Source organism: Lacipirellula parvula (assembly GCF_009177095.1).
Classification (GTDB): domain Bacteria; phylum Planctomycetota; class Planctomycetia; order Pirellulales; family Lacipirellulaceae; genus Lacipirellula; species Lacipirellula parvula.
On the sequence record NZ_AP021861.1, the window covers coordinates 3,501,404 to 3,522,916 of the forward strand.

17 protein-coding genes are annotated in these 21,513 nt (G+C 62.0%); 11 read left to right on the forward strand and 6 right to left on the reverse strand.

Features of this window, described 5'->3' with window-relative positions; all coding sequences use genetic code 11:
• Positions 1-47: 47 nt before the first annotated feature.
• The 3 genes from PLANPX_RS13765 to PLANPX_RS13775 all read left to right on the forward strand — a co-directional run bounded on the left by PLANPX_RS13765 (position 48) and on the right by PLANPX_RS13775 (position 3,414).
• Positions 48-599, forward strand: a complete 552-nt coding sequence (locus tag PLANPX_RS13765; RefSeq protein WP_152099288.1) for a DUF1697 domain-containing protein — start codon at positions 48-50, stop codon at positions 597-599.
• A gap of 187 nt (positions 600-786) precedes the next feature.
• Entirely contained in the window at positions 787-2,193 is a 1,407-nt protein-coding gene (locus tag PLANPX_RS13770; protein WP_152099289.1) for a dockerin type I domain-containing protein, read from the forward strand.
• A gap of 123 nt (positions 2,194-2,316) precedes the next feature.
• Complete coding sequence (locus PLANPX_RS13775; RefSeq protein WP_152099290.1) at positions 2,317-3,414, forward strand: NADH:flavin oxidoreductase/NADH oxidase; 1,098 nt, start codon at positions 2,317-2,319, stop codon at positions 3,412-3,414.
• 81 nt (positions 3,415-3,495) lie between these two features.
• Here PLANPX_RS13775 and PLANPX_RS13780 read toward each other — a convergent pair whose 3' ends face one another.
• The 3 genes from PLANPX_RS13780 to PLANPX_RS13790 form a co-directional block, all read right to left on the reverse strand.
• Complete coding sequence (locus PLANPX_RS13780; RefSeq protein WP_198421729.1) at positions 3,496-4,833, reverse strand: DUF1254 domain-containing protein; 1,338 nt, start codon at positions 4,831-4,833, stop codon at positions 3,496-3,498.
• A gap of 228 nt (positions 4,834-5,061) precedes the next feature.
• Positions 5,062-7,425 carry an arylsulfatase gene (locus PLANPX_RS13785; RefSeq protein WP_152099292.1) on the reverse strand — a complete coding sequence of 788 codons (2,364 nt, stop codon included), beginning with the start codon at positions 7,423-7,425 and terminating at the stop codon, positions 5,062-5,064.
• Positions 7,426-7,814: 389 nt separating this feature from the next.
• On the reverse strand, positions 7,815-9,485 hold the full coding sequence (locus PLANPX_RS13790; protein WP_152099293.1) for an arylsulfatase: 1,671 nt from the start codon (positions 9,483-9,485) through the stop codon (positions 7,815-7,817).
• Between the two features lie 286 nt (positions 9,486-9,771).
• Here PLANPX_RS13790 and PLANPX_RS13795 point away from each other — a divergent pair, with 286 nt between their 5' ends.
• Together PLANPX_RS13795 and PLANPX_RS13800 are read left to right on the forward strand one after the other, a co-directional pair.
• Complete coding sequence (locus PLANPX_RS13795) at positions 9,772-10,857, forward strand: linear amide C-N hydrolase (RefSeq protein ID WP_152099294.1); 1,086 nt, start codon at positions 9,772-9,774, stop codon at positions 10,855-10,857.
• 153 nt (positions 10,858-11,010) lie between these two features.
• Positions 11,011-11,727 (forward strand): YMGG-like glycine zipper-containing protein, encoded by a 717-nt coding sequence (locus tag PLANPX_RS13800; protein ID WP_152099295.1) that lies wholly within the window; start codon positions 11,011-11,013, stop codon positions 11,725-11,727.
• A 25-nt stretch (positions 11,728-11,752) separates the two neighbouring features.
• On the opposite strand, the gene PLANPX_RS13805 is transcribed toward PLANPX_RS13800, so the two are convergent.
• Complete coding sequence (locus PLANPX_RS13805; RefSeq protein WP_152099296.1) at positions 11,753-12,541, reverse strand: hypothetical protein; 789 nt, start codon at positions 12,539-12,541, stop codon at positions 11,753-11,755.
• Positions 12,542-13,375: 834 nt separating this feature from the next.
• Here PLANPX_RS13805 and PLANPX_RS13815 point away from each other — a divergent pair.
• Both PLANPX_RS13815 and PLANPX_RS13820 read left to right on the forward strand, forming a co-directional pair.
• The gene (locus PLANPX_RS13815) at positions 13,376-13,696 is read left to right on the forward strand and encodes a hypothetical protein (RefSeq protein ID WP_152099298.1); all 321 of its coding nucleotides are present in this window, start codon (positions 13,376-13,378) and stop codon (positions 13,694-13,696) included.
• Positions 13,697-13,850: 154 nt separating this feature from the next.
• Positions 13,851-15,461, forward strand: a complete 1,611-nt coding sequence (locus tag PLANPX_RS13820) for an arylsulfatase (RefSeq protein WP_152099299.1) — start codon at positions 13,851-13,853, stop codon at positions 15,459-15,461.
• Positions 15,462-15,573: 112 nt separating this feature from the next.
• On the opposite strand, the gene PLANPX_RS13825 is transcribed toward PLANPX_RS13820, so the two are convergent.
• Positions 15,574-16,071: a hypothetical protein gene (locus PLANPX_RS13825; RefSeq protein ID WP_152099300.1), complete on the reverse strand. Its 498-nt coding sequence runs from the start codon at positions 16,069-16,071 to the stop codon at positions 15,574-15,576.
• Positions 16,072-16,332: 261 nt separating this feature from the next.
• Between PLANPX_RS13825 and PLANPX_RS13830 the strand changes: the two genes are divergently transcribed.
• From PLANPX_RS13830 to PLANPX_RS13845, 4 genes are all read left to right on the forward strand, one after another.
• Positions 16,333-17,601 carry a hypothetical protein gene (locus PLANPX_RS13830; protein WP_232536114.1) on the forward strand — a complete coding sequence of 423 codons (1,269 nt, stop codon included), beginning with the start codon at positions 16,333-16,335 and terminating at the stop codon, positions 17,599-17,601.
• A 736-nt stretch (positions 17,602-18,337) separates the two neighbouring features.
• Positions 18,338-18,910 (forward strand): RNA polymerase sigma factor, encoded by a 573-nt coding sequence (locus PLANPX_RS13835; RefSeq protein ID WP_152099302.1) that lies wholly within the window; start codon positions 18,338-18,340, stop codon positions 18,908-18,910.
• Positions 18,907-19,407, forward strand: a complete 501-nt coding sequence (locus PLANPX_RS13840; protein ID WP_152099303.1) for a hypothetical protein — start codon at positions 18,907-18,909, stop codon at positions 19,405-19,407. Before PLANPX_RS13835 ends, PLANPX_RS13840 begins: the two co-directional genes overlap by 4 nt.
• A gap of 106 nt (positions 19,408-19,513) precedes the next feature.
• Entirely contained in the window at positions 19,514-20,311 is a 798-nt protein-coding gene (locus PLANPX_RS13845; RefSeq protein WP_152099304.1) for a hypothetical protein, read from the forward strand.
• 42 nt (positions 20,312-20,353) lie between these two features.
• Here PLANPX_RS13845 and PLANPX_RS13850 read toward each other — a convergent pair whose 3' ends face one another.
• Positions 20,354-21,307, reverse strand: coding sequence for a hypothetical protein (locus PLANPX_RS13850; RefSeq protein ID WP_152099305.1), 954 nt, complete (start codon positions 21,305-21,307; stop codon positions 20,354-20,356).
• Positions 21,308-21,513 lie beyond the last annotated feature (206 nt).

Sequence of the window (21,513 nt, forward strand, 5' to 3'; positions counted from 1 at the left end):
GCCGCAGCGCGTTGAAATTTGCCGCCCGCTTGGCGAAACTCTGGTGTATGTCTACCTACATCGGTTTCCTGCGGGCCGTGAACGTCGGCGGCAACTCCAAGATTGCCATGGCCGACTTGAAGGCGCTACTCGTCGACCTCGGGTTCGACGATCCCCGCACGCTGCTCCAGACCGGCAACCTCGTTTTCGGCGCCGCGAAGACCAGCGCCGCGAAACTGGAAACGCGGCTTGAGCAAGCACTGACGGACGAATTCGGCCTCGCCACCGACGTCTTCGTCCGCACCGCTAGCGAGTGGAGCGCAGCGATCGCGGCCAACCCGTTTCCAAAAGCGGCGGCGGACGATCCGAGCCATTTAGTGGTCATGCCGCTGAAAAAGGCGCCGACGAAACAGGCCGTCGGCGCCCTGCAAGCGGCGATCGCGGGTCGCGAAACGGTCGCCGCCGTCGGCCGGGAACTCTTCCTTGTCTACCCCGACGGCATCGGCCGGTCGAAGCTGACGATCAAGATGATCGAGTCGAAGCTCGACACGCGCGGCACCGGCCGCAATTGGAATACAGCCCTCAAGCTGGTACAGCTGGCCGCTGCCGTCGGCGGCTGAGCAGGCGCCGGCGGCTCGCCGCGTCCGCAGGGTAGGGGGTTGCCTCCGCTAAAGCCGAGGCGACAATTTTCCCACTTTCCGCCCCACGCCGCGAAGCGGCTCCGTGAGTCGCGGGTTACACTGTCATCGGCTGCTCGCCTCTGGGGCAGCCACATCGCGTCAGGCGGCGCCCCTCGAAGAAGCCATCATGCTGTCACGCCGACTACGCGCTCTCGCCGTCTCCCTCGCAGCGATCTGTTCGCCAGCGATCGCCGCCGAAAATCCGAACGGCATCTACATCCTCAGCACGGCGGTCAACAACCCCAACACGCCGCAAGACGATCGCCTCGCGAACATCCGCAACTACGATTTCGTCTCGGGCTACACGCTGCGGCTGTTTTGGAACGACCTGGAAACGTCTCCGGGCGTTTACAACTTCAACGTCATCAACGAGGCGATCAACCTGCTGGCGCCCCTTAATCAAGGATTGAGCCTTGAGATCTTCACCGGCGAAGAGCCGCAGTATGTACTCGACGGCGCGGCGGCCAAATACACCGATCATCGCGGCGGAGTGAACCCCGTGCCATGGGACGCCTTCGCTCAGTCGCGGCATGCGGCGCTCTACGCAGCGCTAGGCGATTACGCCGTCACTGCCGACGGTTCCACGCACGCGCTGCGTGACGATCCGACGCTCCGCTCGATCGACGCGGCCCCGGTCGGGCTGAACTTTGGCGTCCGCGATCTCAACGGCGCCATTCGCGCGCATCCCGACTACACCCAGCAGCGGTACGTCGATAGCGTTGCAGCCGGCGTCGCCACGGCGGCCGCCGCCTTTCCGCGCGATCAAAACTTTCTCGCCTTCTTCGCGTTCAACGACAGCCAGCCCGGCGTACCGGTCGACGAACAGCTGATCGCGCGACTCGCCCCCCTCTACAACGGCCCGGGCCAACCAGAGCTCGCGTTCTTCATCGAGAACCTTTCCGACGACGGCCCGCTGCCGCAACCGAACGGAATGGGCGCCGGCAACAATCTGCTCGATTGGTCGAACCTTGGCGGGCCGTCGATGATCCAAGCCCTCGACTCGTGGCTCGTCCACCGCCCGGAGCGTGACGCGCAACTCGATAGCCGCAACCCCGCCACTGGCATCGAACTCGCCTACAACGCCTACGGCACGCGTTTTTTCGAGATCTACGTCGCCGACGTCGACGGCGCGATGAACGGAGCCCTCGACGCCGCAGGTCAACCGATCGTCGACGACCTGCGGGCGTGGCACGACATCCTCACGCAGCCAACAGCCAGCGCCGACTTCAACGGCAACGGCGTCGTCGACGCGGCCGACCTCGCCATCTGGAAACAAGGCTTCGGCAATCCCGGCAGCACGCTCCCCGCAGATGGCGACGCCAACGGCGACGGCATCGTCGACGGCGCCGACTTTTTAGATTGGCAGCGGCAGGCGGGTGGCGGCAATGCCGCGCTCGCAAGAGTTGCAGTTCCCGAGCCCGCAGCGATAGCGTTGGCGCTACTCGCCGCCGGCTGCACGCTGCTTCGGGTGGCATGTCGTCGCGAAGCGTCGACATGTTGGCATCCACTCAGGGTTTGCATGCTCATGCCTTAGAGGGCAAGAGGATGCCACTCAACACAGCGGCTAGCCTCAGAAGCCGCTACATCCTACGATCATCCCTTACGCGAGATGTTATTGCTGGGGTGAGAAATTTCGAACTCGTATGAAGAGGCGTCGATGGCCGGCATTTTTGAAACGTTTCAACTGAAGGGCGTCACGCTCCGCAACCGCACGGTCGTGTCGCCGATGTGCCAGTACATGGCCCACGACGGCGAAATGAACGATTGGCACCGCGTCCATTACCCGTCGTTCGCTCGCGGCGGCGCGGGGTTGGTAATCGTCGAAGCGACGGCCGTCTCACCGGAAGGCCGCATCACTTGGGCCGATTCTGGATTGTGGAACGACCGGCAGGCCGAACTGTTCGCGCCGATCGTCAGCAGCGTGAAGCAGTGGGGAGCGGCGGCGGGCATTCAGATCGCCCACGCCGGTCGCAAAGCGGCGACGAATCGCCCGTGGGAAGGGGACGATCAGATCCCGCTCGGCGAGCCGAACTCGTGGGAAGCGATCGCTCCGTCGGCGCTCGCCTTCGGCGGCCCCGGCATGATGCGGGCGCCGCGCGAGATGACGCTCGAGGACATTGCTCGCGTGCAGGCCGACACCGTCGCCACCGCCGTGCGGGCCCGCGACGTCGGCTTCGACTGGCTGCAACTCCACATGGCTCACGGTTACCTCGCGCAGAATTTCTTCTCGCCGATCTCCAACCACCGCACCGATCGCTACGGCGGGAGCGCCGAGAACCGAGCACGTTACTTGCTGGAGACGTTCACCGCCGTGCGCAAGGTCTGGCCAGAGGACCGGCCGCTGCAGGTACGACTGGGCGTCGTCGAATTCCACGGCGACGACGAAGCGATGCTCGGCGAAAGCATCGCGCTGTTGCAGCAAATGAAGCGAGAAGGGCTGGATTCGGTCGACGTCTCGATCGGTTTCAATACGCCCGAAGCAAAGATCCCCTGGGGAGCCAACTTTATGGGCGACGTCGCCGCACGCGTGCGCCGCGCGACGGGCCTGCCGACGACGACGAGTTGGTACGTGTCGGATCCCAAAGAGGCCGACGCTCTTGTCCGCGAGGAGAAAATTGATCTCGTGACGCTTGGTCGCCCCTTCTTGGCCAACCCCCACTGGCCGTACCGCGCCGCGAAGGAGCTCGGCGTGGAAAACGCCGCGTGGAGCACGCTGCCGGCGGCTTACGCCCATTGGCTGGCGCGGTATCGCTAACGGCATTTACGCATCGGATGCCTCCGCTGTGCGCCCGATTTGCCGCGCGACGTGTAACGCTAGATTAGTGGGCGATAGCTCTCACTTCTGCAGTTCGATCTTCGGCGGCGTCCACGAACCGTCGAGCACCGCCTGCTTCGGCCAGTAGGCCCGAATGAACAACGAAAAGTCGGCCTCTTTCGGCGTCGGCAGCCAGTTCGCTTCGTGCTCAGCGCCCGGCGACTCGCTCTGCACATAGAGCGTTAGCGATCCATCGGCATTTTCTTTCAGCGTCTTCGCGTTCTTGGTTCCCAGCGAATAGCGATTGAGCGCGTTGGGCGAGAAGAGGTGCTTGTCGTTGTACAGCGTCAGCGACCAGAAGCCTTCAACGGGCGGCGTTTGTCCCTTCGGGAACGTCACCGTGTACTTATTCGCGCTATTCAGCCGCGCTCCGGTCGAATCGTAGTCGGCGTAAATATACCGCGTGGTGCTCGGCGCGTTGTCGTACATGTTCGACCGCGCCGTGGCCGCACGCGAGAGGTAGTCGACGCCCCACGCCGCGCCGTTGGAAGGAGAATTCCAACCATTCCCCACCGGTCGGCCATTGTTGTGAAATTCAAACAGCGGTTTGATGAGCGACTCTTCCGCGTCGATCGCCGTTTGCGTGAGGATCGCTTTGATCTTCGGATCCTTCGCCGCCGCATCGAGCACCCCTTGGAATTGGGCGTAGAGCGATTCCTCGCCCGGCAGCGGCGGGATCTCCTTCATGACTTGCGGAAGTTCATCGAAGAACTTCTCTGGCACGACCCACTTCGCTTCGCCGGAACCCGCTCCGGCGGGCGATGGGAATGCCGGCGTCTTGTGCCAATCCTTCGTCTTCATCGTCCCGTCGAACTCGCTGAGCGGGTAAACGGCAATCTGGCTGAGCAGTGGCTGGATCGCCGCCTTATCGGCGGGATCGTCGCTCTGGAAGACGCGAGGAAAAATCACGGCTAAGTCTGTCGACGAACGATAGACCTCCGTCACGCCGTCTGGTTTCTTGCCCTGCCATTCGGGGCCGACGATCAAATAGAACCCCGGCTTCGTACCATTCTGCTGGCCCATGTTGCAGAAGGCGTCGGTACGGGCGTCGCACAGTTGGTACGTCCAGAATCGATCGCCGAAATCAGGCACCTGCACGATGACGGGCTTGGAGTTCAAACGCTGGTAGCCCGCGCCGTAGACAGTGTCCTGGTTGGGGCAGGTGACGAACCGCTCTTCGGCGTCGATGTAATCGGTCAGCATCGAAATCTGCCCCGGCGGCGCGACCGGCACGATGCCCCCCATTCGCCCCGGCTCGGGAAGATTTTTGATCGCCTCCGAGCGGTTGTAGTTGTTCACCAACGGCCAGCCCCAGAGATAGGCCATCCGGCCGACCGTTTCGACGTATTCTTTCGTCATCACGGTGCCAGCGGGAGTGCCGGGAACTTCGGTGGCAGACTTGGGCGGGGGCACTTGGTCTGCGTGAACCTGAGCGGCAGACACAACCACAACAGCAAAACAGAATTGGCGCCAAAGCGAGCGGCCAACTTGCAAGTTCGAACTCGCAACGATCGCACTGTTTAAAATCGTTGGCATCGGAAACGTGCCCCTATTTCGTTTTCGGAATCAGCTCAGCGTCGCGATGGGCTACTCAAGATCGACCGTCACGCTTTCAATCTCCCCGTTGAACGCAAACGGCGGCTTGTAGTCGAAGGAAACCGCCGAGCCGACGTCCATGCCGACGTCGAGCCCTTCGCTGATTGACATCTGAATCGGAATCGTCCGCTCCAAGCGACCTTCGGCGATCCGCTTCCCGTTCACCGACAGCGTCACCGTGCCTCCCTGGCCCATGTCGGCGTAGTTCTGCGGGTTCGGTTTGCCGTCATACTTAAACTCAGCGACGAGCGTCGCCTTTCCTTTCGGCAGCGGTTCGTGGGCCGCGAGCGTCGTCCGATCATTGGCGAGGAAGTTGTAGACGAACGTCGGTTTTCCTTCCTTCAGATATAGGCCGTAGCCTCCTTCGAGTCCGCCTTGCGTGACGATCATTCCCTCGGCCTTTTCAGGGACGTCTATCTGGGCCGTCACCTTCCACGACTTGTTGAGCATCGGCGGCGAGGCAGCGTCGGGCAGGCCGACGGTTCCCGGGTAGTAAGTGATGTGGTTGCGTCCCCGCACGAGGCTGGGGCGGCCCATCGCTTCCGCGTTCATCCGAATCGTGCCGCGCCAGTCGAGCGGCAACACATTGTGCTCGGCCGCCTCGACCCACCACAGGTCTTGCAACTCGCGGAGCTTCGCCGGCTCCTTCGCGGCGAGATCCTCGGCCTGCGAGAAATCTTCGTCAACGTGATACAACTCCCATCGCTGCTTGTCTGGATCGAACCCTTCGCGGGTCGCTTGCCACGGCGGAAACGAAACCGCCGACGCCATCCATCCTTCGTGGTAGATGCCACGATTGAGCGCCATCTCAAAGTACTGCGTCGTGCGTTGCTCTTTCGCCTTTGCATCGTCGAATGCCGCGGCGAAGCTCGCTCCCTCGATTGGCTTCTGCTCGATGCCATTCAGTTCCGTCGGCGCCGTGATGCCGCAGACTTCGTAGATGGTCGGCACGACGTCGATCGTGTGCGTGAACTGCGATCGCATCCCTCCCTGATCTTTAATCTTCGCCGGCCACGAAATGATCATTGGATTGCGAGTGCCGCCAAAGTGGGACGCCACCTGCTTCGTCCACTGGAACGGCGTGTTCATCGCATGCGCCCAGGCGCTCGGGAAGTGATTAAAATGCTTCGGCCCGCCGAGCTCGTCGATCGCCTTGATGTTGTCTTGCCACTTTTCGGCAAAACCGTTGAAGAACATGTTTTCGCTCAGCGAACCCTCGATGCCGCCTTCAGCGCTCGAACCGTTGTCGCCCGCGATGTAGATGATGACCGTGTTGTCGGCGTCGGGCAGGGCCTTCACCGCCTCGACGATGCGGCCCATCTCATGATCGCAGTGGGCGCCGTACGCACAGAAGACTTCCATCATCCGCGCGTAGAGCCGTTTTTGATCGGCGTTGAGCGACTCCCACGCCGGCAGGCCGTCGGGGCGCGCCGTCAGTTTCGCATTCGCCGGGATGACGCCCAGCTTCTTCTGCCGCGCGAACGTTTCCTTGCGGTACTCATCCCAGCCGTTATCGAACTTCCCCTTAAACTTCGCGATCCAATCTTTGGGGGCTTGATGGGGAGCATGCGTCGCCCCTGGCGCCACGTACAAGAAAAACGGCTTGTCGGGCGAGATGCTTTTCGCTTTGCGCAGCCACGCGATCGAGTGGTCGGCGAGATCCTCGGTGAGATGGTAATTGGGATCGTCCGACGCCGGCACGAGGTTGCGATTTTCATACAGCACCGGGTTCCAATGGTTCATGTCGCCGGCGTTGAACCCGTAGAAGTAGTCGAACCCCAGCCCGTTCGCCCAACGATCGAACGGCCCCGCGTCACTTAGTTCCCACGTCGGCGTGTTGTGATTCTTGCCGATCCAGGCGGTGTTGTAGCCATTCTGCCGCAGCACCTCGCCGACCGTGCCGCAGCTGCGCGGCAAGATGCACGTGTAACCGTCGTACCCGGTAGCGAGCTCGGTGATCCCCGCGAACGCTGCGGAGTGATGGTTGCGGCCGGTGATGAGCGCCGCTCGCGTCGGACTGCAGAGCGCGGTTGTGTGGAAGCGGTTGAACCGCAAGCCTTCCTTCGCAAGCCGATCCATCGTCGGCGAGGGGACACCGCCGCCGAACGTGTTGAACTGCCCAAAGCCGGCGTCGTCGAGCAAGATGAGCACGACGTTCGGCGCCCCCTTTGGCGCTTTTACGGGCTGCGGGAATTGGGCGGGATCGGAATCAAGGTAAGTGCGACCGACGTTGCCGGAAAAATGGAAGTCGGGCCGCGGTAGCACCGCGGGCGTTGGTTCGGCAGCTAGGGCGATTGTTGCAAGGCTCACAGTTGCAGCAGCGAGCGCGAGCGCATAACGATGTTGCAGGAACATCTTACTCTCCGACGAGAATGAAAAGGCAATTGACGACTCGTTGTCATGCCGGAGCCCCCGAAGGGGGCGGCATGATGTAGCCAGGGGCGCCAGCCCCTGGCTTGAAGCAGCGTGATGCCCAGAGCCCCGTGAGGGGCGACACATTTCTAGAACGTGATGACAACAGTGCCGCCCCTCACGGGGCTAACCAAACTATTCGGCCCAGAGACCAGGGGCTCGCGCCCCTGGCTACATCACTCGGCCCCTCCGGGGCCAACAATGCAGTTAGCAATTGATATCGTTAGCCGATGCGCATTCCTGACACGGGCAGAACGAGCCGAAACATTCACGATATCCAGGCTCACACTCACAGATAGTCCGGTGCGAGGTATGCAAAAACCCTCACCCGCTCACTTCGCCGGCGTTTCCCCTTCTTTCAGCATCGGGAACGCCGCTTCAATCTTCTTCTTCGCTTTGATCTCGCGCAGCGTCTCATCCAGAATCGTCGCCGGATTGAAGCTGGGCGGCGTCGACCGCGGCGGGAATTCTTCGAACGTCTCCGCAAACACGAAGACGTCGTTCATCACGCCATACATCATCTGAACGTGATTCATCTGCCAATCCCAGAACGTGTTCGACGTGATGTCAGCCCGCTCGTAGGGATCTTGGAACAAATTGAAGATCTTCTGCAGCCGCAGCTTAGTGAACGGCTCGGCCCAGACTTGCATCGTGCCGGGCGAGCGTTGTTCTTCGAAAACGTACTTGTAGTCGCCCTGTCGATAGCCGACGAGTTCGCCGTCGTCGTCGCTGTAGAAGAAATCGTTGCGAGCGCTCTTGGCGCCGTTGTTCTTGCCGGCAGTCCCTTCGACCGACGTGAGGAACTTCGACTGATCGTGCCCGTCGAGGTGAACCTTATAATCCTTGCCGTTGGCCTTGTAGCCTTGCTTCAGCTTGTCGACGATCGCCGGCTCGCCCGCGACCGCGCACAGCGTCGGAACCCAATCATTGTGGCTCATCAGCTCGTTGGTGATGGTTCCCGGCTTGATCTTCCCCGGCCAGCGCACGAGGCACGGCACGCGGAACGCCCCCTCCCAGTTCGTGTTCTTTTCCGAACGGAACGGCGTCATTGCCCCGTCAGGCCAGGTGTTCATGTGGGGGCCGTTGTCGCTTGAGTAAACGACGATCGTATTGTCGGCGATTCCCATGTCGTCGAGCGCCTTGAGGATCGAGCCGATCGTCTCGTCATGCTCGATCATGCCGTCGACGTATTCGCTGTCGCCGTGCGTATAGCGGCCGCGGTGTTCGGGCCGCACGTGGGTTCGCAAGTGCATCCGCGTCGAGTTGAACCAGCAGAAGAACGGCTTCCCCGCGTCGTGCTGCCGCTTCATGTAGTCGATCGCCGCCGCCGAAGTTTCGTCGTCGATCGTCTCCATCCGCTTCTTCGTGAGGGCGCCGGTATCTTCGATCTTCTGCTTGCCGATCTTGCCGAACCGCGGGTCGACGGTCGGGTCGTCGACGTCGGTCGCCGTGCACTTCAGCACGCCACGCGGGCCGTATTTCTTGAGGTACGCCGGATCTTTCGGGTAATCGGGCAGCTCCGGCTCTTCTTCAGCGTTGAGGTGGTAGAGGTTGCCAAAGAACTCGTCAAAGCCGTTCACCGTCGGCAGCGATTCGTTGCGATCGCCCACATGGTTCTTGCCGAACTGCCCAGTCGCGTAACCGAGATTCTTCAGCAACCCGCCAATGCTGGGGTCGAGTTGATTCATGCCCATCGGCGCGCCGGGGAAACCAACCTTCGTCAGCCCGGAACGCAACCCATGCTGCCCGGTGAGGAATGCCGCGCGGCCGGCGGTGCACGATTGCTCGCCGTAGTAGTGGAGGAACCGCAGCCCCTCGTTCGCCAGGCGATCGATGTTCGGCGTTTCGTAGCCCATGACGCCGTCGCTGTAGGCGCTGACATTGGCGATGCCGATATCATCGCCGAAGATGACCAGGATATTCGGCTTCTCATCGGCCGCTTGAACCTGGGCGACGCTTGCCGCCGCCAACAACAGACACGCACGCCATGCGAGAGCGTTCATCGCAGCCTCCGAAGATGTTCGTTGTGCAGAAAAGCGATTCGCGCGAGCGTTCGCTCGGCGAACTCGACCATCGGCGTCCCGCGGCAAGTATAGCTTGCTACGATCGGCAAAGTCCACAATTCCCGCATGATCGACCGCAATTGCGGCGAACGGTACGGCGCGAACTCCCCGTCCTGCACGCAGCGCCGATCGCAGCGGCAAACCGCCTGCGCATCGAAACCTATAGTACTGACGAACGTCGACGCTTCCATGACTCGGCGACTTCCGTTTGCACTGCGAGGTGACGATGCGCTCACGACTCTCCGCCTGCCTGCTGGCGACCTTTCTCATCGCTGGCGGATTCCTGGCGGTGACGCGGCTCGACGCCTGTTCGCGCGCCGTCTACCTCGGCCCCAACAGCACGATCATCACCGTTCGCAGCATGGACTGGGTGAGCAACATCGGCACGAACCTGTGGGTGATGCCGCGCGGCATCGCTCGCGACGGCGCCGCCGGGCCCAAGTCGATGGAGTGGACCTCGAAGTACGGCAGCGTGATTGGCTCTGCGTTCGACGCCGCCACCTGCGACGGCATGAACGAGCAAGGCCTCGTCACGAATCTGCTCTACCTGGCCGAATCGCAATACCCCACGCCCAAGCCGAACGACCCCCGCCGCACGATGTCGATTTCCGCGTGGGCTCAGTACGTGCTCGACAATTACTCGACCGTCGCCGAAGCGGTCGACGCCCTCAGCAAGGAAGAGTTTTACGTCGTCCCGGTTGAAACGCCCGATGGTCACGCCGGCACGGTGCACCTCGCCATTTCCGACCCGACCGGCGACTCGGCGATCTTCGAATACGTCGACGGCCAACTCGTGATCCACCACGGCCGCGAGTACCAGGTGATGACCAACTCGCCGATCTACTCGCAGCAACTCGCGCTCGACGCCTACTGGCAGCAAATCGGCGGCACGACGATGCTGCCCGGCACGAACCGCGCCTCCGATCGCTTCGTCCGGGCGTCGTTCTACATCAACGCCGTCCCGCAGACGGACAAGATTGAAGAAGCGATCGCCAGCGCGTTCAGCGTCATTCGCAACGTCTCGGTGCCGCTCGGCATCTCGACGCCAGGGCAGCCGAACATTTCGTCGACGCTGTGGCGCACCCTCTCCGACCACAAGAACCGCCGCTACTACTTCGAATCGACGAGCAGCCCGAGCATTTTTTGGATCGACTTGGCCGACCTTGACCTCAAGGAAGGGGCGCCGGTGAAGAAGCTGACCGTCAACGACGGCTCGATTTACGCGGGCGACGCGGCGGACATGTTCAAGCCGACGCCAGCGTTCAAGTTCCTGCCGGCCGTGCCGCCGGCTACGAGCGAAGCGAAGAAATAGCCTCCTTCGCGTCGCCCAAGCGACAGCAGCTAGCACCGACGGCGCCGCCACACCCCCACTTGATGTTGTGGTCCCGGCCGTTGGTCGATACATCACTCTAGCGGCGTTCCACTCGCACGGAATCGCCGCCCACCCCGTGATGGCTCGACCGCAATGACTTTCGCACCACTCGCCCGCTTGGCGTCGCATCGTCGCGCTGCGCGCACGCTGCTCGGCCTGCTTCACCTCAGCGGTGGGCTCGCCGCAATCGCCGCCGCCACGCCGGCCGTCGCGCAGCAGTACTACTACCAACCGGCGCCTAGCTACTACCGCAACGACACCGTCGGCGGCGCTGTGGTGGGCGGCGGACTCGGCGCCGTTACCGGCGCGCTCATCGGCGGCCGCGATCAACGCGGCGAAGGCGCCCTCATCGGCGCCGGCGTCGGAGCCCTTGCCGGCGGACTCGTCGGCAACTCGGTCGACCAGGCCGACCGCCGCGCGACGGCCACCGGCGTCGCGGTCGCCAATCAAGCCAACGCCCAAGTCGCCGCCCAAGCGGTGACCAATTTTGACCTCGTCGAAATGACCCGCGCCGGCGTCAGCGAAGACCTCATCATCAGCACCATTCGCAGCCGCGGCAGCCGCCTCGACCTCAGCCCCAACGGCCTCATCGCGCTCAAGCAAAGCGGCGTGAGCGACCGCGTCGTCATGGCGGCTCAATCGTCGGCCCCCAATGGCTACGCCCCCGCCTACGTCGCTACGGCGCCCGCGGCGGTGATTGCCCCGCGCCCGGTCGTGTACGTCGAGCCGGCGCCAGTGATTCACTATTACTCGGGCCCGCGGTGGGGATATCACTACCATTACCACCACGGCCATCACGGCCATTGGTAAGGTGCGTCGCGAGCAGTCGCCGCGATCACTCGTCGGCCGGACCGCTGCACAACAATCTGCAGTACCAGACTCCAACGGCAACGACGGTCAACAGAAAGCCAACTGCCACGAGCTTCACCGCTCCCGCGGAGTTGACGCCGCATCGCGCCACCGCTCGGCGTCCCTCCAACTCCGTCAGAAAGAATTCTGCCGGCATCGCCAGGATCGCAATGGCGAAGGCGATTGCGTAGACCAGCCCGCCGACGACGACGCCGGCAAACGTCGCCAGCGCGAGGATACTTGCCCACGACACATCCTCCTTACCCGCGATGAGCCAATTAAAGAAGCCGTAGACGGAGAGCACGCTGACTACCGCCAGGGTTTGACGGACCAAGCGAAATCGCCGCCAGCGAGTTTCCAGCGGGGTAAACGGCACCTCCAAGCAGCGGTCGACGTGAAGCAGCAACTGCGACGTCACCTCCGCCACGCACTGCGTGAGTCGACTCTCATCGGAGAACGAATCGAACGCCAAGCTAGCGACCGACTTCACGGCGACCGAAACGACTCTCGCCACTGCTCCTGCCGCACTGCCGCTGCCTGCCTGAACTTCGGACCTCGTCGCTTTCGCCTTGTGTTCGACAGTCCTCTCGTTGAGGCGACCGCAGATTCGAGCTGACACTCTCGTCACTCCGCCCGCGGCGACCAGCTCCACAATCTCAATCTGCAAGTCGTGCGATCGGACGAACTCGCGACGCAGTTCCAAGTGCTCCTGCAGCTGTTGCTGCAAGTAGTCGTCAAACGCGCCGCGCTCCCCGCTCTCGTTGTTCTCGTTCATCGACCGCTGCTTAACTCCAAAGGCGATTACTTGCCCCGCGATTCTCTGTTCGCCTCACACGCTGCCGACGATTCTGCATTGACGTCGCGGCGATGGGCGCCATGCTCTTGCCCCTCAAGGGGCTTTGCCCAAAAATCATTTGTGGGAGGCGTCTCCGACGCCGATTTCGTCCACCACCACAAGCCGTGGTGGTTTCACCACGCCGCTTCGGGGTCGGAGACCCCGCCCATAGATTTTTTGGGCAAAGCCCCCTCAAGGCATGAGCATGCGAACTCTGCATGGCCTCTAACGAGCGCTTCCACATGTCGACGCTTCGCGACGACATGCCGCCCGCCGCTAGCTTAAGGGCGCCACGCGTATCCGCAAGCGGGACACCGCGGCGGCTTACGGTCGGCCAGAAGGGCAAGCAACCCGATGGGGAAACCGACGATCGCGACCACAACTTGCCAAGTATGAAATTCGCGCGACGCGCTGCCCTCCTGGCACTTTGGACAGACGAATTTCGCCATAGCAGTATTGATGTGGTCAGTTGTGCGAGCGGGAAATTGAATAGCGAGAGTGTAACCGATCTAGATTTCAGGTGGCAAACTCTCGATCGCTGCTACTCGCGCCTCGCTCTAAATATCACCGGGCGCCGCTTCCGTGCTAGTGAGAAGTGCCGCCCCTCCGCGGCCCTCCAACCTCCCCTTCTCCCCCTGGGAGAAGGGCCGGGGATGAAGCGAGCCCTCTCACACGCCCCTCACGACGCATGCATTCACACGCCCCGCAACGCGATCCCCCCGCCACGCTATAATCACTTCCCGCCCAATCCCCTCACTCCACGGAGCCCCTCCCATGAAACCTTTCGCACTTGTTCTCGTTGGCATCGTCCTCGGTTGGGCCGCATCGGGCGTCGACTGGCCCCGCAACGCCGTCGGCCAAGAAGCCTCAATTATCACCGAGCGCTTGGCGCCCCCCGAAGCCGTCGCCACCGCCCCGGCCGAGCCGATGATGATGGCCCCATTCCTCCCCCAAATGTCCGGTCGCTTCCAAATCGCCTCGGAAGCGGGCGCTTGCTACCGCCTCGACACCGTCACGGGCCGCGTGTGGCACATCACCCTCCACATGAAGCCCCGCGTCGTCGCCGAAGCGGTCGAAATGCCCATCATGCAGTAAGCCGGCATGCTTGCCGCCACTCGCTACGCGTTGGCGGCGATCTGCCTCGCGGCTCTGGTGCGCGGTAATTGTCTAAGCACGCCTCGTTTATGTACAATACGGCCCGTCGCTCCGACTGCGCGCTTCTCGCGCCGACTCCTCAGGGGATCACCTCATGACCGCCGAACGCCTCTTGGCAATCGCCGCTCTGACGCTCGTTTCCGCTGTCCCCGCCCACGCAGCGGAAAGCCAAGGCTGGAACCGCACGGTTCGCATCGCCGACCACCTGGAACCAGCGCTGCCGCACCCCGAACAGCAGCAGGCCGTGCTCAAGAAGCTGCAACAGCTCGCCGCGAAGACCGGCCGCAAACCGAACATCCTGATCATCCTCGTCGATGACATGGGCTACGGCGATGTCGGCTGCAACGGCGGCGGCGCGATGGCCGGAGCCCCGACGCCGAACATCGACGCGCTAGCGCAAGGCGGCCTGCGGCTCACTTCCGCCTATGCGACGCCCCTTTGCACGCCGACGCGCGCGGCGCTCAACACCGGCCGCATCCCCGCGCGCAGCGGCCTCACCCGTCCGCTCCTAGCGAGCGATCGCCCAACGAAGAACCCTTGGGCGGACGAAGTCAGCGCCGCGAAGCTGCTCAGCGACAGCGGCTACGTCACGGCGCTCTCCGGCAAGTGGCACGTCGGCGAGGGCGAAGGAATGCAGCCCCATCAGGTCGGCTACGACGAGTTCCACGGGTTCCTCTCCGTCGTGAGCGAGTACACGCAGTACATGATGCCGCGCAAGTACGAGCAGCTCGTCAAAGCCCCCGAGAAGCTCAAAACTTACAAGTCGCTCAGCGAATACAACGCCGTCGTCAGCGGCAAGAAGGGCGAAAAGCTCACGATCGACTACCCGCTCGAAACGTCGAAGCAGATGGGCAACTGCGACCAAGACTTCGCCAATTGGTCCGTCGACTTCATCAAGCGTTCCGCCGAAGCAAAGAAGCCGTTCTACTTGGTCCACGCCTTTGCGAAAGTTCACTTCGACAACTTCGCGGGCGATGGCTACGAAGGTCGCAGCCCCGCCAAGCTGCCGTATAAGGACGCGGTCGTCGAAGTCGACGACATCGTCGGCCGACTCATCGCCACGCTGAAGGAAACCGGGCAGCTTGAAAACACGCTCGTGTTCTTCACGTCCGACAATGGACCGGAAGAAGACAGCTACCCCGACTGCGGCTACACCCCGTTCCGCGGCAGCAAGGGCACCACTTGGGAAGGCGGCGTGCGCGTTCCCGGCGTCGCCTACTGGCCCGGCGTCATCAAGCCCGGACGCGTTAGCGACGGGCTGTTCGACCTGATGGATCTGTTCAACACGTCGCTCGCGCTCGGCGGCATCGTCGACAAGATCCCCACGGAGCGCTACATCGACGGCATCGATCAAACGTCGTTCCTGCTGAACGATGACGGCGAGTCGAACCGGCAAGCAGTGTTCTGCTACAACCAAGCCGACTTCTCAGGACTCCGCTGGGACTCGTTCAAGGCCTACTTCAAGGTGCAGCTGTCCGAACAGCCGTTCACGAACATCAGCATGTCGACCTACGTCCCCGTCGGCGTCTCGCCGTGGGTGTTCGACATTTATCGCGACCCGAAGGAACGTCGCACCATGAGCAACAGCGACTACGAATGGGCCTACGGTCCGGTCCTGCAAATGCAGTCGGAACATGCGAAGACGTTCGTCAAGTATCCTGCAAAAGATATCGGCCTTGGGATTGGTGCGCCTGATACGCATTAACCTACCGACCGCCAACCTGCCCCCTTCTCCCCCCGGGAGAAGGGCTGGGGATGAGGGCGAACCCGCCGTCCAGCCCAACCCTCGCACGCGCCGGTCGACGCTTCGCGACGACTCACCCTCCGTAAGAACGGTCAAAGAACTCCTTGGCCGGCATCACGTTCGTATACCCAGGCCACGTCGCGTTGATCTGGCTGGCTAAACCATAGGCAGGCGATTCCGGCGAGCAAGTGAAGTCGAAGTCGCAGCACGCATCGCGATAGTCGGGCTCCGAATCCTCGATGCAGTACCGCAACAGCCAGTCGTGGGAACTCGGGAAGATCGCCACCCGCACATGCTCGTCCTGATGGCGACTGTCGTACAGAGCGCGCGGGCTGGCGAACCTCTCGAGCAACTCTTCCCACGCAATCGGCGACGGCTCCGTCAGAAAGCCGTCATGCTCGTGCCAATCGTCGCTGACGTAAACGTCCGGAAAGGCGCCCTGCAATCGACCGGCCGCCAGCAGCAGCATTTCTTGCAGGATGCTCGGCCCATGTTCGTCGCACGTCGTCACGACCATGCCGTCGAACGGTGCTGAAGCGGCCTGCCAACGGCGTTGCAGTTCTGGCGTCACGATAGTTCCTTGGCTCCATACGCAGTGCAAAGTGCCAATATACGGCCGCGAAGCCGCTTCCGCTGGGTGCAATGCTCTTGCCCTTCTAGGCATGAGCATGCTGAACTCGGAGCAGACTCCAACTCTCACATCAACATGTCGACGCTCCGCGACGATATGCCACCCGCACGTTACTGGAAATGGTTGTGGCGAATTAAATGATGGAAAAGCCTTTCAGAGACGTTACAACGCATGCTGGGGCTCCCGACTAGGCGACTACCTTTGCGCACTTTCTCCACGCTCGTTTCCACAGTCCTGCTCGTACTGAATTCTGCCCATGCTGCAGACCGCTACCATGTGAGCGTTGTGCCCGACACGCTTGGGATTGGCGTCACCAACCCAATCAACTTCGTGCAATTCCAGGGCGAACTTTACTTTCGCGGGCAGACATCCGCCCATGGTGCCGAACTGTTCAAGTATGACGGGAGCACGCTGCGGCTAGTTGCGGACAACGTGCCTGGTCCACGGGGTGGGAATATTTTTGACCCTATCGTCTTTCAGGACAGCTTGTACTTCACTTCATGGAATGGCTTCTCCGGGTACGAGCTATTCAAATTCGACGGGTCTTCAGCGACTATGGTCGCCGATATCTACCCTGGTGAAATCGGCTCGGCCCCAGACGGAATGCTTGAATATCAAGGCAAGCTTCTGTTCAGTGCGCTCGATCCATCTGGCCGTAGCATGTATTCTTATGACGGTTTGACCCTTACGCCAATTAGAGGCGCAAGTCCCGTTGAAAATTGGTTTAACTTCAGCGGGATTCGGTTTGGTGGAAGGCTACTTGTGACTGCGCAGGGCGATGCCTCAACTGGGGTTGAGCTGTACGAATATAATGACGACTCTATCACGTTAGTAGATGATGTTTGGCCCGGAAATGGTTCCAGTGAGCCGCGATCGTTCTTAGAACTAAATGGCAAAGTGGTTTTCGCGGCTACTTATGGTGTTTCCGGTGACGGCCAATTCGAATACGGCTTATTCGATTACGACGGCGTCTCCGTTGAGCAAGTTCCGCACGATGCGGGATTGTCTTGGTCTGGCGCGAACTGGCCGACTGAGTTCAACAATAACGTGTATTTCACTGCTGACGGCGGGCCCTCGGTAGGATTTGAACTGTTCAAGTATGATGGCAATGTCGTCACCCTAGTTGCGGACATCGCTTCTGGATTTCAAAGTTCAAATCCTTCAGACTTTACAGTATTTGACGGCAACCTATTCTTCACGGCCTCAAGATCCGATGTCGGGAGCGAACTGTTCATGTTCGATGGGCAGACTGTAAGTCTCGTCAAGGACATTCGGACCGGTCGACAGGGTTCGATGCCATCCTTTCTATTCGAGTTTGACGGCGAGCTTTACTTCAAGGCTAATAATGTACTCATGCGAGTTAGCGTCATTCCCGAACCTCGCAGTGCGGCGCTCGGAACGGTGCTGTTGGCTTGCATCGCATTTAGCAGCCGCCGATGCATTAAGGCTGCACGGTTTAAAGCGTATTAAACATCGCCGGGTGCCACTGGCGTGTCGCCAGTGCGAATCGCCGTTGAAGAGTGGTTGCCGCTTCGCCAGCAAGCAGCCTGGAAGATCAGGCAACCAAAACCAGTGGGGCGACAGGAAACTCACCTGTAACGGCGACCAGCGTGGCCGGCAACGTCTCGCAGCAATTCCAGAAAATACCATCTAGAAAATGGCCACTCAATCGTTTATAGTGGTCGCATGTCCACGTTTCGCGCGATCGCTGCGCCCACGCGTTATCCGCCGGGAGAGGGCGATGCTCAACCCGCACTTGCGCCGCGCGTGACGCAGGCAGTCGCCAGCCGGGTTGCCGTCGGTGGGGCAGGGAAGCGAGCCGCACAATCCCCGGCGACGCCTACGCTCCCTCCACGACGCCCCATTCTGTCACTTTTGGCATTTCTGTCGCCGACGGCTTCGCCGCAAACCCAACGAAGCAAACAACTTCCGAATTGTGTCGCCAAAAACGCGTTTGGCGACACAATTCGCCCCGCGACAAAACTCACGCCCCGGCAACAAGAAGTCTCTCGCGTCGACGCGCATCGCCGTGGCCACTGGGCGGAAACAGACGTTCTCTCTGTGCCTCAACATCTACCGCGACGCACAATCTCCGGTCGGCCAGCCGCGGCCAAAATTGCCACCCCCTCGCCGCGCCGCGCATCAAGCGGCAAACTTTCTCGCCCTTCTCCTGTGACATCGCCCCCGCCCGCGCATTATTAGGGGTATGACGCACGATGTCCCCCACTCGCCGAGCGACGACGACGCCTTGCTGGCTCGGGCTCGGACCGATCGCGAGGCCTTTGGCGAGTTGTGCGATCGCTGCTATCCGCCGATTTTTCGCTACTGCCGGCGGCGGCTGTTTCGTTGGGACGACGCCGAGGAAGTAACCGCGGAAGTTTTTCTGAACGTCGCGCGGTCGATGCACGGTTTTTGCGACGGCGGGCATCGCGACTTCATGCGGTGGGTGTACGCCATCGCCGCGAATCAAGTGAACGCCCATTTGCGGAAGAGCGAGCGACGCGACCGGCTGCTGCTGGCGGCGGCCCAAAATGGCGCCGTCAATTCGTCGCCTGAGGCAAAGAACGTCGGCAGCTTCGCGGCGCTCGAGTGGCCGAGCGTCTATCAGTCGCTCCTGCGACTGAGTTTGCGAGATCAATCGATCGTGGTGCTCCGCTACTTCGAAAGTATGCCGCACCGCCAGATTGCTGAAATTTTGAGGATGCGGCCGGGCGCCGTGCGGACGGCGGAGATGCGGGCCATCGAAAAACTGCGACGCGATTTAGGAGTCATCACATGAACGAAGCCAACGACAACTTTGGCGAACTGCTGCAAGGCTGTGCGTTTGACGATTCGATTCGCGAGCAGCATCGTCGCGAGGTCCGCGAACGGGCGATGCAAGCCTTCGACGAAGCGGCGGCGGCGGCGCGGACTTCTGCCGTCGTCGTTGAACGCCCCGCATCAAAGGATTGGACGCAGCGCTGGACGAAGCGGCAACTCGTACGGCGGTCGCTGGCGATGGCCGTGGCGGCGAGCCTCTTGTGGGGACTGAACATGTGGCGGCTGGCGCCGGGCCCCTCGGCTGAGCCGAGCGAGCAACTCATGCAATTGGCTGCCGCGCGATCGAGCGCTCGCGACGCGGCTGATGAGCGGCTGGCGACCGCGATTGATTTGCTGAGCACGTTCAACGACGAGCACGCAGCGCAGGCGTTCGCCCAAGGGATCGACGTCTGCGTGAGCGAACACAACGGCCGGCTGACGGCGATCGAACACTCGTTAGCGGGAGTGGGGAGCTAGCGGGACTGGGGAGTCAGTCGAGCGCTTCACTGCGTGCGGCTGCGAGTTTTTTCACTTACGTAACGGATGAGTAGTCACGGAATTTCATTTGAAGGAGTTGGTTGCCATGAAGTTTGGATTTTTACTGGCTGTGTTGTTGCTTTCGCGTCTGGCGTCGGCCGAGGCCTGGACGCCGCCGAAAGATCCCGATCCGATGCAGATCTTGCAGGAAGTCGACGTCGACACGCAAGCGAAGCGCTACGAAGAGTCGCTCGCGAAGCTGGAATGGTTCTACGAGCACGCGCTGGAGTATCAGCCGTCGCTGACGGGCGTCCGGTTGTCGTTTGCCCTCAGCAACTGGGGTAAGTTGGGCCAATCTTACCCGCCCGCGCTGGTGAAGCTGCGCGAGGTTCGCGACGCCGCCAAGCAGCGCATCACCCCCGAGGAGGGACGGAAGATCGCGTTCGAGGACTTCCAGGAGTTTACGAGCATCAACCGCGAGCTAGGCGACGAGGAGCAGACAGTGGACGCCTTCCGCGCCATCGACGCCACCGATACTGACGCGGCGCAACGGGTCTTCGCGTTGGCTGAACCTGCGCTCATTCGAGCGAAGGATTATGAACTGTGCGGGAAGTACATCGACGCCGATGAATCGCTTGAGCAGATTCTCAACAGCTACAAGATGGCCGAGAAGTTGGCGAAGAACCCAAAAATAGGTGATTCGTATATTAAATATGCCAACAAGAAGTTTCTCAATGACTCGGCGACGCTGGTGGCTTTGCTCGTGGTCAACGATCGGACCGCCGAAGCCGAAGAAGTGATGCACGAACTGAAGAAGGTCGAAGGCGACGGCAAGCTGCACGCCAAGCTAACGAAGGAGCTGGATACGGCGATTCAGGGCGTCGTGCCGAAGCCTTGGCCCTAACAGCGTCTGGCCCGCTGCCTGGGCGTCGCGTGGAAGCTGTGGCTATTCGCCGCCGCTAGCCTCCGCGACGCCCGACGCTCCGCCTTCGACCGCCACTGGCGCGGCCGAAGGCGCCGTCGTTGGGGCAGGGGAGGGCGCCGCCGCTGGAGCAGTAGCGCCGGCAAAGCCAACGCCGCCGCTCCCGCCGAAGTCGATCCCCTCCTCGCCGCGGATGAAGTTCCGGGGATCGCTCCGCGGCAAGTCGCCCGGCAAGCTCGCCGCCCCCGCGATCTTCGGCGGCGGAGTCATTGGATCGAGCGTTGGATAAAACGGATTGAATCGCAATCGCTTTGCGTCGAGCGCCGAGGCAATCTCCGCCCGCCGCCCCTGTTGCCGCTCTTGCGTGAGGAACCGCTCGACGTCGAACCGCGATTGCAGCCACTCGGCGCTACGGCCTTGCCACTGACGGACGCTTTGCCGCGCGGCCTCTTGCTCGCGCAGCAGGGCGAGCGCCTCCTCTCGCTGTGCCTCGCGCGCTTCGTCCTCGACGGCCCGTTGCACCGCGATGCCGCGCCGCTGCGCCTGCAACCGCTGCAGCCACGTGGTCATCTGCTCCGCCGAAAGGGCGCTCAGGCGGTTCAAGAACGCCTGCGCCTCGCGCTCGCTCGACCGCGCGGAGCGCTTGCCGACCTCGAGCACATACCGCCGCGCTTCGAGCATCTCCTCGCTGTTCCAGACGGCGAACCGCGCGGCTTCTTCGCGCTCCGCATCGGTTGGACCGCCGTTGGCAGTCGCATCGGGTTGCCGATACTGTGCGTCGATTCTGCTCCCCGGCTGACTCGCCGCCCGGGCCAGCGCCGCCACCGCCGCAGCCTGCCGATCATCGTTGGGCGACGCCCCCGTCGCCCGAGTAAGTGCCGGGACCATCGCATGCGGAACTTCATCCGGCGGCGCGGCCGTAGCTTGGCCGCACAGAACTCCGCAGAAGATTGCCAGTCGAGTTGCGATTCGATCCATGCGATCTCCCCAGTCCTGTTACCGCGCGAGCGTGGCCGCCTCCCCCCACCGCAGTGTAAGCGAAACGACAAGCTTCCGCCCGCAGGCAGCAAACCTCTGCGGATATCGAGTCGCCGAACGGGCCAGCATTGCCTCGCGTTCTAGGCGTTGACGCCGCAGGCGGCAGCATCTTCTTATTCGACAGTGCTGCCACGCTTCGCCTAATC

Coding starts and splice junctions, on each gene's coding strand:
- PLANPX_RS13840 (WP_152099303.1), top strand. CDS start 18,907: ATGAACGAAGCCAACGACAACTTTGGCGAACTGCTGCAAGGCTGTGCG.
- PLANPX_RS13835 (WP_152099302.1), top strand. CDS start 18,338: ATGACGCACGATGTCCCCCACTCGCCGAGCGACGACGACGCCTTGCTG.
- PLANPX_RS13785 (WP_152099292.1), bottom strand. CDS start 7,425: ATGTTCCTGCAACATCGTTATGCGCTCGCGCTCGCTGCTGCAACTGTG.
- PLANPX_RS13850 (WP_152099305.1), bottom strand. CDS start 21,307: ATGGATCGAATCGCAACTCGACTGGCAATCTTCTGCGGAGTTCTGTGC.
- PLANPX_RS13815 (WP_152099298.1), top strand. CDS start 13,376: ATGAAACCTTTCGCACTTGTTCTCGTTGGCATCGTCCTCGGTTGGGCC.
- PLANPX_RS13770 (WP_152099289.1), top strand. CDS start 787: ATGCTGTCACGCCGACTACGCGCTCTCGCCGTCTCCCTCGCAGCGATC.
- PLANPX_RS13845 (WP_152099304.1), top strand. CDS start 19,514: ATGAAGTTTGGATTTTTACTGGCTGTGTTGTTGCTTTCGCGTCTGGCG.
- PLANPX_RS13765 (WP_152099288.1), top strand. CDS start 48: ATGTCTACCTACATCGGTTTCCTGCGGGCCGTGAACGTCGGCGGCAAC.
- PLANPX_RS13775 (WP_152099290.1), top strand. CDS start 2,317: ATGGCCGGCATTTTTGAAACGTTTCAACTGAAGGGCGTCACGCTCCGC.
- PLANPX_RS13795 (WP_152099294.1), top strand. CDS start 9,772: ATGCGCTCACGACTCTCCGCCTGCCTGCTGGCGACCTTTCTCATCGCT.
- PLANPX_RS13805 (WP_152099296.1), bottom strand. CDS start 12,541: ATGAACGAGAACAACGAGAGCGGGGAGCGCGGCGCGTTTGACGACTAC.
- PLANPX_RS13820 (WP_152099299.1), top strand. CDS start 13,851: ATGACCGCCGAACGCCTCTTGGCAATCGCCGCTCTGACGCTCGTTTCC.
- PLANPX_RS13790 (WP_152099293.1), bottom strand. CDS start 9,485: ATGAACGCTCTCGCATGGCGTGCGTGTCTGTTGTTGGCGGCGGCAAGC.
- PLANPX_RS13780 (WP_198421729.1), bottom strand. CDS start 4,833: ATGACGAAAGAATACGTCGAAACGGTCGGCCGGATGGCCTATCTCTGG.
- PLANPX_RS13800 (WP_152099295.1), top strand. CDS start 11,011: ATGACTTTCGCACCACTCGCCCGCTTGGCGTCGCATCGTCGCGCTGCG.